Annotated in this window: 12 protein-coding genes, 1 tRNA gene and 1 pseudogene; all 14 read right to left on the bottom strand. The window is 62.0% G+C overall.

Features of this window, described 5'->3' with window-relative positions:
- Positions 1-98 precede the first annotated feature (98 nt).
- Positions 99-2,213 carry a polyribonucleotide nucleotidyltransferase gene (gene pnp, locus ACZZ0O_RS19505; RefSeq protein WP_055850102.1) on the bottom strand — a complete coding sequence of 705 codons (2,115 nt, stop codon included), beginning with the start codon at positions 2,211-2,213 and terminating at the stop codon, positions 99-101.
- A 168-nt stretch (positions 2,214-2,381) separates the two neighbouring features.
- Positions 2,382-2,642: a 30S ribosomal protein S15 gene (gene rpsO, locus ACZZ0O_RS19510; RefSeq protein ID WP_055850100.1), complete on the bottom strand. Its 261-nt coding sequence runs from the start codon at positions 2,640-2,642 to the stop codon at positions 2,382-2,384.
- A 156-nt stretch (positions 2,643-2,798) separates the two neighbouring features.
- Positions 2,799-3,724, bottom strand: a pseudogene (gene truB, locus ACZZ0O_RS19515) (tRNA pseudouridine(55) synthase TruB).
- 81 nt (positions 3,725-3,805) lie between these two features.
- Positions 3,806-4,198 carry a 30S ribosome-binding factor RbfA gene (gene rbfA / locus ACZZ0O_RS19520; RefSeq protein WP_005991395.1) on the bottom strand — a complete coding sequence of 131 codons (393 nt, stop codon included), beginning with the start codon at positions 4,196-4,198 and terminating at the stop codon, positions 3,806-3,808.
- A 141-nt stretch (positions 4,199-4,339) separates the two neighbouring features.
- Positions 4,340-7,051, bottom strand: coding sequence for a translation initiation factor IF-2 (gene infB / locus ACZZ0O_RS19525; RefSeq protein WP_463591613.1), 2,712 nt, complete (start codon positions 7,049-7,051; stop codon positions 4,340-4,342).
- A gap of 95 nt (positions 7,052-7,146) precedes the next feature.
- Positions 7,147-8,658 carry a transcription termination factor NusA gene (gene nusA, locus ACZZ0O_RS19530; RefSeq protein WP_055850094.1) on the bottom strand — a complete coding sequence of 504 codons (1,512 nt, stop codon included), beginning with the start codon at positions 8,656-8,658 and terminating at the stop codon, positions 7,147-7,149.
- Between the two features lie 4 nt (positions 8,659-8,662).
- Complete coding sequence (rimP, locus tag ACZZ0O_RS19535; protein ID WP_463591614.1) at positions 8,663-9,247, bottom strand: ribosome maturation factor RimP; 585 nt, start codon at positions 9,245-9,247, stop codon at positions 8,663-8,665.
- Positions 9,248-9,458: 211 nt separating this feature from the next.
- Positions 9,459-9,535 (bottom strand) — tRNA-Met (locus ACZZ0O_RS19540).
- Positions 9,536-9,740: 205 nt separating this feature from the next.
- Positions 9,741-11,201 carry an NADH-quinone oxidoreductase subunit NuoN gene (gene nuoN, locus ACZZ0O_RS19545; RefSeq protein WP_463591615.1) on the bottom strand — a complete coding sequence of 487 codons (1,461 nt, stop codon included), beginning with the start codon at positions 11,199-11,201 and terminating at the stop codon, positions 9,741-9,743.
- A gap of 36 nt (positions 11,202-11,237) precedes the next feature.
- The gene (locus ACZZ0O_RS19550; RefSeq protein WP_055850090.1) at positions 11,238-12,740 is read right to left on the bottom strand and encodes an NADH-quinone oxidoreductase subunit M; all 1,503 of its coding nucleotides are present in this window, start codon (positions 12,738-12,740) and stop codon (positions 11,238-11,240) included.
- Positions 12,741-12,760: 20 nt separating this feature from the next.
- On the bottom strand, positions 12,761-14,935 hold the full coding sequence (gene nuoL / locus ACZZ0O_RS19555) for an NADH-quinone oxidoreductase subunit L (RefSeq protein WP_463591616.1): 2,175 nt from the start codon (positions 14,933-14,935) through the stop codon (positions 12,761-12,763).
- A 7-nt stretch (positions 14,936-14,942) separates the two neighbouring features.
- Positions 14,943-15,248 carry an NADH-quinone oxidoreductase subunit NuoK gene (gene nuoK, locus ACZZ0O_RS19560; protein ID WP_006450557.1) on the bottom strand — a complete coding sequence of 102 codons (306 nt, stop codon included), beginning with the start codon at positions 15,246-15,248 and terminating at the stop codon, positions 14,943-14,945.
- Entirely contained in the window at positions 15,245-15,907 is a 663-nt protein-coding gene (locus ACZZ0O_RS19565; protein WP_193552493.1) for an NADH-quinone oxidoreductase subunit J, read from the bottom strand. The genes nuoK and ACZZ0O_RS19565 overlap by 4 nt, the downstream gene beginning before the upstream one ends.
- Before the next feature lie 4 nt (positions 15,908-15,911).
- On the bottom strand, positions 15,912-16,400 hold the full coding sequence (gene nuoI, locus ACZZ0O_RS19570; RefSeq protein WP_055850086.1) for an NADH-quinone oxidoreductase subunit NuoI: 489 nt from the start codon (positions 16,398-16,400) through the stop codon (positions 15,912-15,914).

Consider the following 16,400-nt stretch of genomic DNA (forward strand, 5'->3'; position numbering starts at 1 on the left):
TCTCCCAAAGGGAAAAGGAACACGGCATGGGCTATTCCGAATCGACAACGAAAAAGCGGGCCGAAGCCCGCTTTTCGTGACGCATCAACCAGCGGCGATTACTCGGCCGACGGCGGAACGCCCTCGCCTTCTTCCACTGCCTTGATCGACAGACGGATACGGCCCTGCTTGTCCACTTCCAGCACCTTGACGCGGACCAGATCGCCTTCCTTCAGCTTGTCGCCGACCTTCTCCACGCGCTCGCTGGAAATCTGCGAGACGTGCACCAGGCCGTCCTTGCCCGGCAGGATGGTGACGAACGCACCGAAGTCCATGATCTTGGCGACCTTGCCTTCGTAGATGCGGCCCGGCTCCACGTCCGAGGTGATCTGCTCGATGCGCGACTTCGCAGCTTGCGCGGCGATGGCGTTGACCGAGGCAATGATGATCGTGCCATCGTCCTGGATGTCGATCTGCGTACCGGTTTCCTTGGTGATCGCCTGGATGGTCGAACCACCCTTGCCGATCACTTCGCGGATCTTGTCCGGGTGGATCTTGATGGTCAGCAGACGCGGCGCATAGTCGCTCAGTTCCAGACGCGGGGTGGTCAGTGCATGCGCCATCTCGCCGAGGATATGCAGACGGCCAGCCTTGGCCTGCTGCAATGCCTGCTTCATGATTTCTTCGGTGATGCCTTCGATCTTGATGTCCATCTGCAGCGCGGACACACCTTCGGCAGTACCGGCCACCTTGAAGTCCATGTCGCCCAGGTGATCTTCGTCACCCAGGATGTCCGACAGCACCACGAAGCGGTCGTTTTCCTTGACCAGGCCCATGGCGATACCCGCGACCGGCGCCTTGATCGGCACACCGGCGTCCATCAGCGCCAGCGAGCTGCCGCAGACCGATGCCATCGACGAGGAACCATTGGACTCGGTGATTTCCGAGACCACGCGGATGGTGTACGGGAATTCTTCCAGGCTCGGCATCACGGCGAGCACGCCGCGCTTGGCCAGACGGCCGTGACCGATTTCGCGACGCTTCGGCGCACCGAACCGACCGCACTCGCCCACCGAATACGGAGGGAAGTTGTAATGGAACAGGAAGTTTTCCTTGTACTCGCCGCTGACCGCATCGATCACCTGGCCATCGCGGGCAGTGCCCAGCGTGGTGACCACGATCGCCTGCGTCTCGCCGCGGGTGAACAGCGCCGAGCCGTGGGTACGCGGCAACACGCCGGCCTGCACAGCGATCGGACGCACGGTATCCAGCGCACGACCATCGATACGCACCTTGGTGTCGAGCACCGAGTCGCGCATGGTGTGGTATTCCAGCTCGCCGAATTCCTTCGACAGCTCAGCGGTGTTCCAGCCCTCGGAGGCGACGCGGCCGGCCAACGACTCCAGCACGTCCTTCTTGATCGCCGAGATGGCGTCGCGACGCTGCAGCTTGTCGCGCACCTGGAAGGCGCTCGCCAGCTGCGTGCCGACGGCTTCCTTCAGCGCGTTGATCAGCGCGGTGTTCTTGGCAGGCGCAACCCAGGTGCTGGGCTTGGTGCCGGCTTCCACGGTCAGCTCGTTGATCGCGTTGATGACTTTCTGCAGTTCGCGATGACCGAAGGTCACTGCGCCCAGCATCACTTCTTCGGACAGCAGCTCGGCTTCCGACTCGACCATCAGCACCGCATTGGCGGTACCGGCAACCACCAGCTCCAGCTGCGAATCCTTCAGCTCGGCGATGGTCGGGTTGAGGATGTACTCACCGTTCTTGTAGCCCACCTTGGCGGCGCCGATCGGGCCGTTGAAGGGGGTACCGGCCAGCGACAGTGCAGCCGATGCGCCGATCAGCGCGGCGATGTCGCCGTCGATGTCCGGGTTCATCGACATCACGGTCGCGATGATCTGTACTTCGTTCTTGTAGTCCTCCGGGAACAGCGGACGGATCGGACGGTCGATCAGGCGCGAGATCAACGTTTCCTTCTCGGTCGCACGTCCTTCGCGCTTGAAGAAGCCGCCCGGGATGCGGCCGCCGGCATAGAACTTCTCCTGATAATCGACCGTCAGGGGGAAGAAGTCCTGCCCTTCGCGCGCGGTTTTTGCGGCGACGGCGGTGACCAGCAGTACGGTGTCGTCCATCTTGACGATGACGGCACCGCTCGCCTGGCGAGCGACTTCGCCCGTCTCCAGGGTGACGGTGTGCTTGCCGTACTGGAAGGTTTTGGTGATTTTTGCCACGGAGGTTTTTTCCTTAGGTGTAACTGTCTTCGTTGGACCGTCGTCGACCCATGCCGAGAACGGGCGGCCGGGAGGCTCCGGCCCATAAACTTGATGGTGCGATGACGCGTTTGCGAACGACCAAAACAAAACCGCGGCGCATCGCTGCACCGCGGTGGTAGGACTCGATTAGCGGCGCAGGCCGAGCTTCTCGATCAACGACTTATAACGCTCGTTGTCCTTCTTCTTCAGGTAGTCGAGCAGGCTGCGGCGACGGTTGACCATCTGCAGCAGACCGCGACGGCTGTGGTGATCTTTCTTGTGGGTCTTGAAGTGACCGCTCAGCAGCTCGATGCGTGCGGTCAGCAGAGCGACCTGCACTTCCGGCGAACCGGTGTCCTGGGCGCTGCGCTTGTTGTCTTCAATAACTTTCTGGGTGTCAACAGACATGATGTTTTCTCGATAGATGCGTGGTCGACAGAAACGTGCATGACGCACCGTCGGACTCGCCGTTTGCTAGGGATAAGCGCGCTTGGCGCTGAGGTGCCCCGATCGGGGCCGCGAAATTGTACCGTTGCACGGCGCCGGGAACAAGTTGACTAAATCTTAACAACCCGGACTTCCGTTCAGTCCATTGAACAGGCGCTGCGGCGACAGCCTGCCGTCAGCGTCAACAAGGCCAAGGCCTGACGGGCTTCCATCCGGGTCAAATACCGCGACCTGGCCGGTCGGAAATGCAGGATCGCGCAGCCGCTGCCCCATCCGGAAGCGGGTCGCATGGGCCTGGTCGAGGGTGATCTGCGCAAAATCGGCCAGCCCGGCCTGGATCGGCAGCAGCAGATCGTCGGCCCGCGCACCCGATTCCAATGCCGCGCTCAACGCCTCCAGGGTCATCATCTGTGGCGACCGGAACGGTTCTACCCAGAGCCGGCGCAACGAAGCGATATGCGCCCCGCAACCGAGCGCCTCGCCCAGATCGCGGGCCAGGCTGCGGATGTAAGTGCCGGAGCCACAGGTCACGCGCAACTGCAGACGCGGCGCGTGGTAACTGATCAGCTCGATCGCATGCACCTCGACCTCGCGTACCGGCGCCTCGATCACTTCGCCCCGGCGCGCCTTGGCATACAGCGGCTCGCCGCCCTGCTTCAACGCGGAATAGATCGGGGCCTGCTGCTGGATGCGGCCAATCAACGGCGCCAAGGCTGCGCGTAACGCGTCTTCGGTCAGCACAGGCACCGCACGCTCGCGCAGCGGTTCACCGTCGGCATCGTCGGTATCGGTGGTGACGCCCAGCACCACCTCGGCGTCGTACGCCTTGGCCGAGCCGAGCAGCAAGCCGGCGATCTTGGTCGCCTCGCCCAGGCACAACGGCAGCAAGCCGGTGGCCAGCGGGTCCAGGCTGCCGGTGTGGCCACCTTTTCGGCCCGCAACAGACGGCGCGCGGCCTGCAATGCGTTGTTGGAACTGAGCCCGGCCGGTTTATCCAGCAACAGGATGCCGTGCAGCGGGCGATAGACGATGCGGGGTTTCAAAAGATCGGTGCTCGAATCGGGCGCTGTGCGCGTCCGCGGGAATCCAGGGGGCGCGACAATCTCACCCCGCCGACACAGCGCTTAGCGCTGCTCAGCGTCTTCATCGCTGGACGTGGCCTGCGGACCGACATCGTCCAGGTCACGCAGCAGGTTATCGATACGTTCGCCACGGTCGACCGAGTCGTCGTAGTGAAAGTGCAGCTCGGGCACGTGACGCAGCTTCATCGCGCGCGCCAACTGCGTGCGCAGCTGCCCGGCGATTTCCTTGAGTCCCTTGACCGCTTCGGCCGAACGCTCCTGCTGCAACGCGGTGACGAATACCTTGGCGTGCGCCAGATCGCGGCTGATTTCGACATCGGAAACGCTGACCGACGGCAAGCCGTGGTCGCGCACGGCCGCGTGCACGATCGTGCCGAGGTCGCGACGCACCTGCGCAGAAACGCGATCGGTGCGATGGAATGATTTGGTTGGCATGGTCGTGGACCTGGTTGATTCGGAGGGCCAGATGGCACCGAAGCCAAAAACGAACGCGGGCGGCCATGCCGCCCTCGCCTTGCAGAACTTGCGTACACCATCGCCTGTGTGGAAGACCGGGGCCGCAGGCCCCGGCAGCCATTACAGCGTGCGGGCAACCTCGATACGCTCGAAGCACTCGATCTGATCGCCAGGCTTGACGTCGTTGTAAGCCTTCACGCCGATACCGCACTCGGTACCGTTACGCACTTCGTCGACGTTTTCCTTGAAGCGACGCAGCGATTCCAGCTCGCCCTCGAACACCACGACGCTGTCGCGGAGCACGCGGATCGGCTTGCTGCGCTTCACCACGCCTTCGATGATCATGCAGCCTGCAACCGCACCGAACTTCGAGCTGCGGAACACGTCGCGCACCTGCGCAATACCGATGATCTCTTCGCGGATTTCCACGCCGAGCAGACCGGACGCCACCTGCTTCACCTGATCGATCACGTCATAGATGATCGAGAAGTAACGCAGATCGATGCCATTGGACTCGACGATCTTGCGTGCCGACGCATCCGCACGCACGTTGAAGCCGATCATCGTGGCCTTGGACGCCGCTGCCGAATTCGCATCCGACTCGGTGATGCCGCCCACGCCGGAATGGATCACGTTGATGCGGATGTCGTCGTTGGACAACGCCACCAGCGACTGCTTGAGCGCTTCCACCGAACCCTGCACGTCGGCTTTGATCACCAGGTTCAACACCTGCTGGCCTTCGCCCTTGCCCATCTGGGCCAGGATGTCTTCCATGCGGTTGGTTGCCGAGGCGACCAGACGCGATTCGCGGCGCTTGGTTTCGCGCTGCTGCGCCACGTCCTTGGCCAGACGCTCGTCGTCGACGACCACGAAGTCATCGCCAGCTTCCGGCACGCCGGACAGGCCGAGCACCTGCACCGGAATCGACGGGCCCGCCGAGGCCGGCTGATGGCCGGTTTCGTCGAACAGCGCACGCACGCGGCCGTACTGAATGCCGCACACCAGGTAGTCGCCACGCTTCAGCGCGCCCTGCTGCACCAGCACCGTTGCGACCGGGCCACGGCCCTTGTCCAGCGAGGATTCGATCACGGTACCGCTGGCGCGGCCATCGGCCACTGCCTTGAGTTCCAGCACTTCGGCCTGCAGCGAAATCGCATCCAGCAGCGTATCCACACCGGTACCGACCTTGGCCGACACTTCGATGAACTGGGTATCGCCGCCGAAATCTTCGGCAACCACGTTTTCGGCCAGCAATTCGTTCTTGACCCGCAGCGGATCCGCGCCGGCCTTGTCGATCTTGTTGACCGCCACGATCAACGGCACGCCTGCCGCCCTGGCATGCGCCACTGCTTCCCTGGTCTGCGGCATGACGCCGTCGTCGGCCGCAACCACCAGCACCACGATGTCGGTGATCTTGGCGCCGCGCGCACGCATCGAGGTAAACGCGGCATGGCCGGGCGTATCCAGGAAGCTGATGACGCCACGGCCGGTTTCGACGTGGTACGCACCGATATGCTGAGTGATGCCGCCAGCTTCGCCGGAAGCGATCTTGGTGCGACGGATGTAGTCCAGCAGCGAGGTCTTGCCGTGATCGACGTGACCCATGATGGTCACGACCGGCGGACGCGAGGTGGTCTCGCCCTGCGCGTCTTCGGAATGCGCCAGCAGCGCATCTTCGAAGTCGGCATTGTCCGCACGCACTGCCTTGTGGCCGAGTTCTTCGGTCACCAGTGCAGCGGTGTCGTGATCGATGCTCTGGGTAATGGTCGCCATGACGCCCATCTTGAACAGCGCCTTGACCACGTCGCCGCCCTTGAGCGCAAGCTTCTGCGCCAGATCGGCCACGGTGATGGTCTCGCCGATCGCCACTTCACGCACCACCGGTGCAGTCGGACGCTCGAACCCGTGCGGGCCGCTGTTGCTCTGGTTGCTGCCACGACCGCCATCATTGCCGCGACGCGACGACGACGAACCCGGACGACCGGTCGGCTTGCCACGCACATTGGAACGACGCGCGCGATCGGCGGCCGACAGATGCAGCTGACCAGCAAAGCGCTTGGTCGCATCGTCGTCTTCGACGCCAGCCACCATGACGTGCGAACCGCGCGTCTTGTGCTTGGCTGCGTTATTGCGATCATCCGGACGTGCCGGCGTCGCCGGACGCGAAGCGGGCGACGCGCCAGCCGGACGGGCCGGACGCGGTGCCGAAGACGGCGAAGATGGTGCACGCGCAGCAGGCGCCGAAGACGGCGTCGGCGCAGCGGCAACCGGGGCCGGCGCACTGGCAGCCGCAGCGGCTTCCTCGGCAGCCTTGCGCTCGGCTTCTACACGGTCTTTTGCGGCCTGCTCTTCGTCGCGCTTGCGCTGAATCGCTTCATCGCGCACACGGTCACTTTCGGCCAGGGCCTGCTGCTCGTCGAGATTGCGCTGACGCGATGCAGCGAGCTTGGCCAGGATGTCGGCACGCTCTTCGTCCGGCGTCATCGGCACGGCACGGCCGCCGACTTCGTTCTCGGATTTGACGTACGTCCGCTTCTGGCGCACTTCCACGTTGACCGTGGTCTTGGTGCGACCGGCGCTGACCGTGACTTCCTGCAGCTTGCGCCGATTCAGCGTGATCTTCTTGGCTGCTTCGCTTGCCGCTTCGGCAGGTGCATCGGACTTGCCATGCGTGCGACGCAGGAAGCCAAGCAGTTTCATCTTCTCGGTGCTGGTCACGACCTGGTCGGGACCGCTGAACTTCATTCCGGCCTCGGCCAGTTGAACCAGCAGTTTATCGACCGGCGTGTTGACCAGTTCGGCAAGCTTGCGGATGGTGGTTTGCTGCGACATTCGGATCCTATGATCTGGTTGGCGCCCCCTCGCCCAGAGCAAGGGAAACGCTGATTCTAAGCCCTGATGGGGTCAGGGCGCGGTTCATTGCCGGCTCATTCGCCGCGCTCCAAACGGGCGATCTCCTCGGCGCGGGCCGCCAGGATCAGCGCCGAGGCGCGCTCCTGGGTCATGCCCTCGATGCCGAAGTCGACGATCTCGTCCGCTGCCAGGTCGGACAAGTCCTCGCTGGTACGCACGCCGTGCTCGGCCAGAGCAAAGGCCGTTTCCTCGTCCATCCCCTCCAGCGCCAGCAGGTCCTCGGTGGGCTGAGTTCCTTCCAGGCCTTCTTCCTCGGCCAGCGCGGCGTTGAGCAGCGCATCGCGGGCACGGGCACGCAGTTCTTCGACGATGTCTTCGTCGAAGCCTTCCACCGCCAGCAATTCGCCGACCGGCACGTAGGCGATTTCTTCGACCGTGTTGAAGCCTTCGGACACCAGGATCGCGGAGATTTCTTCGTCCACTTCCAGGCGATCCATAAACAGCTGGCGCGCCGATGCCTGTTCAGCCTCGGACTTGGCGGCCACCTGGTCGGCAGTCATCACGTTGAGCTGCCAACCGGTCAGGCGGCTGGCCAGACGCACGTTCTGGCCGCCCTTGCCGATCGCCTGCGCCAGGCGGTCTTCCGCCACGGCCAGGTCCATCGAGTGCTTGTCTTCATCGACGATGATCGACTGCACTTCAGCAGGCGCCATCGCGTTGATCACGAAGTTGGCCGGGTTCTCGTTCCACAACACGATGTCCACGCGCTCGCCATTGAGCTCGTTGGACACTGCCTGCACGCGCGAGCCGCGCATACCGATACAGGCACCGATCGGATCGGTACGCGTGTCGTGCGCAATCACCGCAATCTTGGCGCGGTCGCCAGGATCACGTGCGCAGGCCTTGATCTCGACCAGACCCTGACCGACTTCCGGTACTTCGAGCTTGAACAGCTCGATCATGAATTCCGGCGCAGCGCGGCTGATGAACAGCTGAGGGCCACGCGGTTCAGAACGCACTTCGGCCAGGTAGCCGCGTACGCGGTCGCCCGGGCGCAGCACGTCGCGCGGAATGCCCTTGTCCTTCGGAATGAAGGCTTCGGCATTGCCACCCAGATCGACAAAGATATTGCCGCGCTCGGCACGCTTGACCACACCGGTGATCAGCTCGCCGACGCGATCTTTCCATGCGTCCACAACCTGCTGACGCTCGGCTTCGCGCACACGCTGCACGATCACCTGCTTGGCAGCCTGCGCGGCGATGCGGCCGAAATCCGGATTTTCGATCTGTTCTTCGATGTAGTCGCCCACATCCACGCCGTCGGCTTCGTCGATGGCATCCATCAGACGCACCTGGCGATCCGGCGACTCCATCACCACATCGTCGGCGACGACTTCCCAACGACGGTAGGTTTCGTAGTTACCGTCCTTGTGGTCGATGGTCACGCGTGCCAGCACATCCTGGTCGGGATAGCGCTTCTTCGCTGCGGAAGCCAACGCGGCCTCGATCGCATCGAAGATCACTTCGCGCGGCACGCCCTTTTCGTTGGCCACCGCATCCACTACCAGCAAAAGTTCCTTGCTCATTTAGTCACTCCGCGCGCGGCTTGCCAGCCGCCGACTCGTTGGATGGTTTCTTCTTGTCGTGCCCGGGTTTTTTCGGGCCGGGCTTATTCGGTTTTTGCGGCGCCAGGCCCAAGGCAACCCAATCCGGCAGGATGCGCGCCTTGTCGATGTTGTCGAAGCCGATCTGGACGTCCTTGCCATCGACCGAAAACACTACGGCCTCGGACTCGGTACGCAGGATCTGACCCTGAAAACGGCGCCGACCATCCTGCGCAAGCTTCAACACGATCTTTGCGGACTCGCCGGCATGGCGCGCGAACTGTTCGAGGGTGAACAAGGGACGGTCCACACCCGGCGATGACACTTCCAGGGTGTAGTTGCCACTAACTGGGTCTTCGACGTCGAGCTGGGCCGACACTTCGCGGCTCACGCGCTCGCAGTCGTCGACGTTGATCACACGCTCGGGCTGTTCGGCCAGCGGCACATCGATGTAAAGGCGCAACGTGGCGCCACCTGGCGCGGGAAGATATTCCACGCCCAGCAGTTCCAAGCCCAGGGACTCAACCGTTGGACTCAGCAGATTCGCGATTTCGGTCGCTTTTTCGCTCACAGACTGCCCTGATCAAATGATTGCCAGTAGAACCCCGGCAACCGGCAGCAAACTTTCCGGTTCCGGAAAAAACAAGGGGCCCGATGGGCCCCTTGCGTGAAAAAAGCCCGACCTCTCAGGGTCGGCACAAAGACGGGAACATGCGTCTTTGCGATCCAAGAACATGAACTGCTGCCTTAAGGCAAACTGCATTAAAGCAGCAATTCAAACTTGGTAGCGGGGGCAGGATTTGAACCTGCGACCTTCGGGTTATGAGCCCGACGAGCTGCCAGACTGCTCCACCCCGCAGCAGAAGCGGAATTATGAAGAACTTGAGCGGCAATTGCAAGCCCTAAGTTTTTCATCTGTTGGACACTTTGGCGAGTGTCCAACGTCGCGGCGAATGATAACCGCAATGCAACAAAAACGAAACACCAATCACAACTTTATTTCAGATCCGCGCCATACACCTGCAGCAAACGCCGCTGCGTCAGCGTCGCGCGCGTCTACCCGCTTACACGAGACCAGCAAACGCGCGCTGGCACCACACCATGATCGGGCTCCAGGCCAGACCCAGCGCCAGCAATGCGAGTACGTTGACGCCCAGCACCGTGCCCAGGACGCGATCATTGTTGGCGGGCAACGGCTCACCGACCGGTTCGTCGAAGTACATGACCTTGATGACACGCAGGTAGTAGTACGCACCGATCACCGCACACAGCACACCTACCAGCGCCAGCCACAGCATGTCGCCCTTCACCGCCGCGCCCAGCACGGCGAGCTTGGTCCAGAAGCCGAGGAACGGCGGAATGCCCGCGAGCGAGGCCATGATGCACAGCACCAGGCCAGCCATCCACGGATTGCGCGCGTTGAGCCCCTTGAAGTCGTCGATGTTCTCCGCTTCAAAGCCATTACGCGACAACGCGATGATCGCGCCGAACGAAGCGGTCGACATGATGGTGTAGCTCACTGCATAGAACATCGCAGCCGCATACCCTTCTTCGCCGCCACCGGCTACGCCCATCAGCAGGAAGCCGATGTGCGACACCGTCGAATACGCAAGCATGCGCTTGAGATTGGTCTGCGCGATGGCCATCAGGTTGCCGATGACCAATGACAGTGCCGACAGCCCGCCAATCAGCAGATGCCACTGCGGCGACAACGGACCCATACCCACTTCCAGCAGGCGGTAAGCCATGCCGAATGCAGCCAGCTTCGGTGCCGAGCTGATAAACAACGCGATCGGTGCCGGTGCGCCCTGATAGACGTCGGGCAGCCACATATGGAACGGCGCAGCGCCCAGCTTGAATGCAACGCCTGCGATCATGAAGATGGTACCGGTCAGCAGCAGTGTGCGTTCGCCCGAGCCGTCGATCGCGTCATGGATGCCCGCCAGGCTCAAGGTGCCGGTAGCGCCATAGACCAGCGACATGCCGTATAGCAACAGACCCGACGCCAACGAACCCAGCACGAAATACTTCATCGCCGCTTCGGTGGCCAGGCCGTTGTCGCGATTGGATGCGACCAGCGCGTACGAACACAGCGCCAGCAGTTCCAGTCCTAGATAGACCATCAGCAGACTGCCGGCCGAGGCCAGCAGCATCATGCCGGCGGTGGCGAACAACACCAATACCGGGATTTCGCCCTGATAGAGATTGCGCTCGCGCAGGTAGGTCCAGCCATACACCAGGCTCAACCCGCTGACGAGCACGATCACCGTCTTCATGACATCTGCGGCGGTATCGCGCACGAACATGCCGTTGAAAATGTCGCCCTGCCCACCCGTGCCGGTTGCCAACAACGCAAACACCACGGCCAGAACAGCGATAGAGAACAAGTGGGTCCAGACCTTGTTCCGCTGGCTCATAAACAGGTCGAGCATCAGCAGTGCGAAGGCGCCGCCGATCAGCACCAGCTCCGGAACAAGCGGAGCCAGGTCAGCGGTGGTCAACGGCGCGAGCGTTGGCGTGGTCATCATCAAATCCTGAAAATCGGTACGTACGGCAAGCAGTTACAGCTTGGTCGCGGCAATCTGGGTAGCCAGCTTGGCGATCGATGGTTCCATCAGATCGGTCAGCGGCTTCGGATACAGGCCCAGGGCCAGCACGCCAGCAGCGAACACCCCCAGCACGAAGGCCTCACGGCCATTGATGTCCTTCAGCTCGGCCACATGCGCGTTGGCCACTTCGCCGAAAAACACGCGCTTGTAGAGCCACAGCGTGTAGGCGGCAGTGATCACCAGCGTGGTGGCGGCAGCGAAGGCAACCAACGGATGCTTCTGGAAGCTGGCCAGGATCACCATGAACTCGCCGACGAAACCGCTGGTACCCGGCAGACCGGCATTGGCCATGAAGAACAACATCGCAAAGGTGGCGAACCACGGCATCACATTGACCACGCCGCCGTAATCGGCGATGCGACGCGTGTGCATGCGGTCGTACAACACCCCGATGCAGGAGAACATGGCGCCGGACACGAAGCCGTGCGAAATCATCTGCACCATCGCGCCTTGCAAGCCGAGACGCGCAGCGTCGGTGCTGCCGTACTCACGCACCAGCGTGAAGGCAATGAAGGTACCCAGGGTGACGAAGCCCATATGCGCGATGGACGAGTACGCCACCAGCTTCTTCATGTCTTCCTGCACCAATGCCACCAGACCGACGTAGACCACCGCGATCAGCGACAACGCAATGACCAACCAGGCGAACTCGTGACTGGCGTCCGGCACGATCGGCAGGTTGAAGCGCAGGAAACCGTAGCCGCCGATCTTCAGAGCGATCGCAGCCAGGATCACCGAACCGGCGGTCGGCGCTTCGACGTGCGCATCCGGCAGCCAGGTGTGCACCGGGAACATCGGCACCTTGACCGCAAAGGCAATCAAGAACGCGAAGAAGATCCAGGTCTGCTCCTTGGCGGTCAGCTGCAGCGCGTACAGGTCGGCGAGTTGGAAACTGCCGCCCTTCAGATACAGGTAGACCAGACCCACCAGCATCAGCACCGAGCCGAGGAAGGTGTAGAGGAAGAACTTCATCGCCGCATAGATACGTCGCGGACCACCCCAGACACCGATGATCAGGAACATCGGGATCAGCATGGCTTCGAAGAAGACATAGAACAGCATCGCGTCGGTGGCAGCGAAGATACCGACGGTGACGCCTTCCAGAATCAGGAACGCGGCGACGTACTGATTGACGCGCTTGTCGATCGAGCGCCAGGCGCCGATCAGCGCCAGCACCGTCACCAATGTGGTGAGCACGATCAACGCGACCGCGATGCCATCCACGCCCAGGTTGTAGCCGATGTTGTAAGCCGGAATCCAGGCATGCAGTTCGATGAACTGCATCGCGTCATTGGCGGTGTCATAGCCCAACAGCGGCAGACTCAGCACAAAGGTCGCCACCGCCACCGCCAAGGACGCCCAGCGGGCAGTCTCGGCGTTGCGCAACGCGAGGATCAGGGCGCCACCGATAATCGGCAGCCAGATCAAGATAGACAGTAAAGGCCAGTTCGACACGTTTTCTTATTCCGTACAGGTCAACGCCAGAAATGCATCAGTACCGCCAACAAGGCGATCAAACCGATGATCATTGCGAAGGCGTAGTGATAGAGGAAACCGGATTGCGTGCGACGCAGCAGATTTGCAGCCAGGTCGATCAGTCGGGCAGAACCATTGACGACCACGCCGTCGACCACATGGGTGTCGATTGCGCGTGACGCTTTGCCAAGGACAACACCGCCACCGGCGAAGCCATTGATCCACAGCTTGTCGAAGCCGTATTTGTTTTCCAGCAGCCACACGATCGGCGCGAACGCCTTGCGCGACTTGGTGGCAAGGTCGGGCTTCCACAGATAGAACAACGCGGCAAGCAATAGACCAGCGACCGTCAGGAAGAACGGCGCCGCCATCATGCCGTGTAACGCGAACGCCACCGGGCCATGGAATTCTTCGGCCAGCGCACCAACGGTATCGCGCGCCGGGTCGTAGAAGTCGACGATGCCGGTGAAGAACGACACGGCCTGCCCCTTGAGCGCGTGCGCCGCGTGGTGGCCCTGCCAATCGGTACCGAACAACATGGGGCCGATGGTGAAGAAACCGATCGCCACCGACGGAATCGCCAGCAGGATCAGCGGCAACGTCACCACCCACTTGGACTCGTGCGGCTCGTGAACACCGTGGTGCCCATGACCGTGATCGTCGTGGCTATGGCTGTCATGCGCATGTGCATCGTGCGCGTGGCTGTCATGGGCATGCACCAGCGCTTCGGCATCGGTGTGCGCGCTGTCGTGATGTGCATGCGCATCGTGCGCATGGGCATCCCGGAAACGCTCCTTGCCGTGGAAGGTCAGGAACAGCAGACGGAAGCTGTAGAAGCTGGTGACCAGCACGCCACCGAGCACGGACCAGTAGCCGTAAGTCGCGATCCAGCTATGCGATTCGTGCGCGTGGTGCGCAGCGGCTTCGATGATAGTGTCCTTCGAGTAGAAACCCGAGAAGAACGGCGTACCAACCAGTGCCAGCGTACCGATCACGCTGGTCCAGTAGGTCACCTTCATGTACTTGCGCAGGCCGCCCATCTTGCGCATGTCCTGCTCGTGGTGCATGCCGATGATGACCGAACCCGCCGCCAGGAACAGCAGCGCCTTGAAGAAGGCATGCGTCATCAGGTGGAACACAGCGGCCGAATAGGCCGACACGCCCAGCGCCACGGTCATGTAACCGAGCTGGGACAGCGTCGAGTACGCGACCACGCGCTTGATGTCGTTTTGCACGATGCCGATCAGGCCGGTGAAGAAGGCCGTGGTCGCACCGATGAACAGGATGAAGTTGAGCGCGGTTTCCGACAGCTCGAACAGCGGCGACATGCGCGCCACCATGAAGATGCCGGCGGTGACCATGGTCGCAGCATGGATCAGTGCCGAAATCGGGGTCGGGCCTTCCATCGAGTCAGGCAGCCACACATGCAGCGGCACCTGCGCCGACTTGCCCATCGCGCCGATGAACAGGCAGATGCAGATCAGCGTCATCACACTCCATTCGTGGCCCGCAAACAACTGCACCTTGGCGTTGGCCATGGTGGTCGCGTTGGCAAACACGGTGGAGTAATCCAACGAGCCGAACCACAACAGCACGCCGGCGATGCCGAGAATGAAGCCGAAGTCGCCCACGCGGTTGACCAGGAACGCCTTCATGTTGGCGAACACGGCAGTCGGGCGCTTGAACCAGAAGCCGATCAGCAGGTACGACACCAGACCCACCGCTTCCCAGCCGAAGAACAGCTGCAGGAAGTTGTTGCTCATCACCAGCGTCAGCATGGAAAAGGTGAACAACGAGATGTAGCTGAAGAAGCGCTGGTAGCCGGGATCTTCTTCCATGTAGCCGATGGTGTAGATGTGCACCAGCAGCGACACGAAAGTCACCACCACCATCATCATCGCGGTCAGGCGGTCGACCATGAAGCCGACATGCGCGGAGTAATTACCGACGTCGAAGAAGGTGTACAGGTTCTGGTTGAACGGGCTGGCGCCCTGCTCCACCAATTGGTGCAGCGTCAGGCACGACAGCACGCAGCTGACCGCCACGCCGAGGATGGTGACGTATTGCGCGCCCTTGCGCCCTACCTGGCGACCGAACAGGCCGGCGATGATGCTGCCGATCAGCGGTGCAAGCACCACCGCAATCAACAGACTCTTGGAGAGAGTGATTTCCATCTACAGGTCAGCCCTTCAACGTATCGACTTCGGCCACATTGATCGTGCGGCGCGTGCGGAACAGAGTCACCAGGATCGCAAGGCCGATAGCGGCCTCCGCGGCGGCAACGGTCAGGATGAAGAACACGAACAACTGACCGGCGGGGTCGCCCAGCTCGCGCGAAAACGCAATGAAGTTGACGTTGACCGACAGCAGCATCAACTCAATCGACATCAGCAACACGATGACGTTCTTGCGGTTGAGGAAGATGCCGGCCAGGGAGATGCAGAACAGCACCGCGCCCAGTCCAAGCAGGTGGCCCAAGGTAATCAAGACTTCGCCTCCTGTCCGTCGGCCGCATCGACGCGCGGCGCAACCTGTGCTGGCTTTTCGACTGCCATCTTGACGATGCGCAGACGGTCGCCCGCCTTCACGCGGGATTGCTCGCTGGCGTTCTGGAGCTTGATGCCGGTGCGCTTGCGCAAGGTCAGCATCACTGCGGCCACCACGGCCACGGTCAGAATCACGGCGGCAAATTCGAACGGCAGCAGGAACTCGGTGTACAGACTCTTGGCCAGCCAGGTCAGGTTAGAACTGTCGGCAGCTTGCGCTGCCGCGTTGTCGGCCGGGAACGGCGTGGCCGTGCGGGCCTTGACCCCGATCAAGGTGACCATCTGCGCCAGCATCGCCACCGCAACGATCACGCCCAGCGGCATGTATTTGACCCAGCCCTCGCGCAGCCGGCTGGTGTCGATGTCCAGCATCATCACCACGAACAAGAACAGCACCATCACTGCGCCGACGTAGACCAGCACCAGCGTGACGCCGAGGAACTCGGCACCGACCAGCAACCAGATACACGCCATCGAGAAGAAGGTGAGGATCAGGCACAACACGGCATACACCGGGTTACGCACGCTGATCACCGCACCGGCGGACACCACCGCGACTGCGGAGAAGGCGTAAAAAGCAATAGAGACCCAGTCCATCATGACCTCAACGGAAGGCGGCATCGGCAGCGCGACGCTCGGCGATCTCGGCTTCTAGCCGGTCTCCGATCGCCAGCAACTGCGGCTTGTTGACAATATTCTCGCCACGCTTCTCGAAGTGGTACTCGAGGATGTGCGTCTCGACGATCGAGTCCACCGGGCAGCTTTCTTCGCAGAAGCCGCAGAAGATGCACTTGAACAAGTCGATGTCGTAACGCGTGGTACGGCGCGAGCCGTCCTCGCGCTTGGCCGAGTCGATAGTGATCGCCAGCGCCGGGCACACCGCTTCGCACAGCTTGCAGGCAATGCAGCGTTCTTCGCCATTGGGATAGCGACGCAGCGCATGCAGGCCACGGAAACGCGGCGACTGCGGAAACTTCTCCATCGGATACAGCACGGTGTACTTGGGCTTGAACGTGTACTTAAACGTCAGCCACAAGCCTGCGAGCAGTTCGAGCAGCAGCAGGCTCTTGAAGTAATGGGTGATCTTGTTCAT

It is taken from the genome of Xanthomonas sp. AC360, assembly GCF_979258225.1.

What these genes read in the sequence shown, in the direction of transcription:
- rpsO (WP_055850100.1), bottom strand. Translation starts at nt 2,642, where the DNA reads ATGTCTGTTGACACCCAGAAAGTTATTGAAGACAACAAGCGCAGCGCC.
- rbfA (WP_005991395.1), bottom strand. Translation starts at nt 4,198, where the DNA reads ATGCCAACCAAATCATTCCATCGCACCGATCGCGTTTCTGCGCAGGTG.
- infB (WP_463591613.1), bottom strand. Translation starts at nt 7,051, where the DNA reads ATGTCGCAGCAAACCACCATCCGCAAGCTTGCCGAACTGGTCAACACG.
- nusA (WP_055850094.1), bottom strand. Translation starts at nt 8,658, where the DNA reads ATGAGCAAGGAACTTTTGCTGGTAGTGGATGCGGTGGCCAACGAAAAG.
- nuoN (WP_463591615.1), bottom strand. Translation starts at nt 11,201, where the DNA reads ATGACCACGCCAACGCTCGCGCCGTTGACCACCGCTGACCTGGCTCCG.
- nuoL (WP_463591616.1), bottom strand. Translation starts at nt 14,935, where the DNA reads ATGGAAATCACTCTCTCCAAGAGTCTGTTGATTGCGGTGGTGCTTGCA.
- ACZZ0O_RS19565 (WP_193552493.1), bottom strand. Translation starts at nt 15,907, where the DNA reads ATGATGGACTGGGTCTCTATTGCTTTTTACGCCTTCTCCGCAGTCGCG.
- nuoI (WP_055850086.1), bottom strand. Translation starts at nt 16,400, where the DNA reads ATGAACAAGATCACCCATTACTTCAAGAGCCTGCTGCTGCTCGAACTG.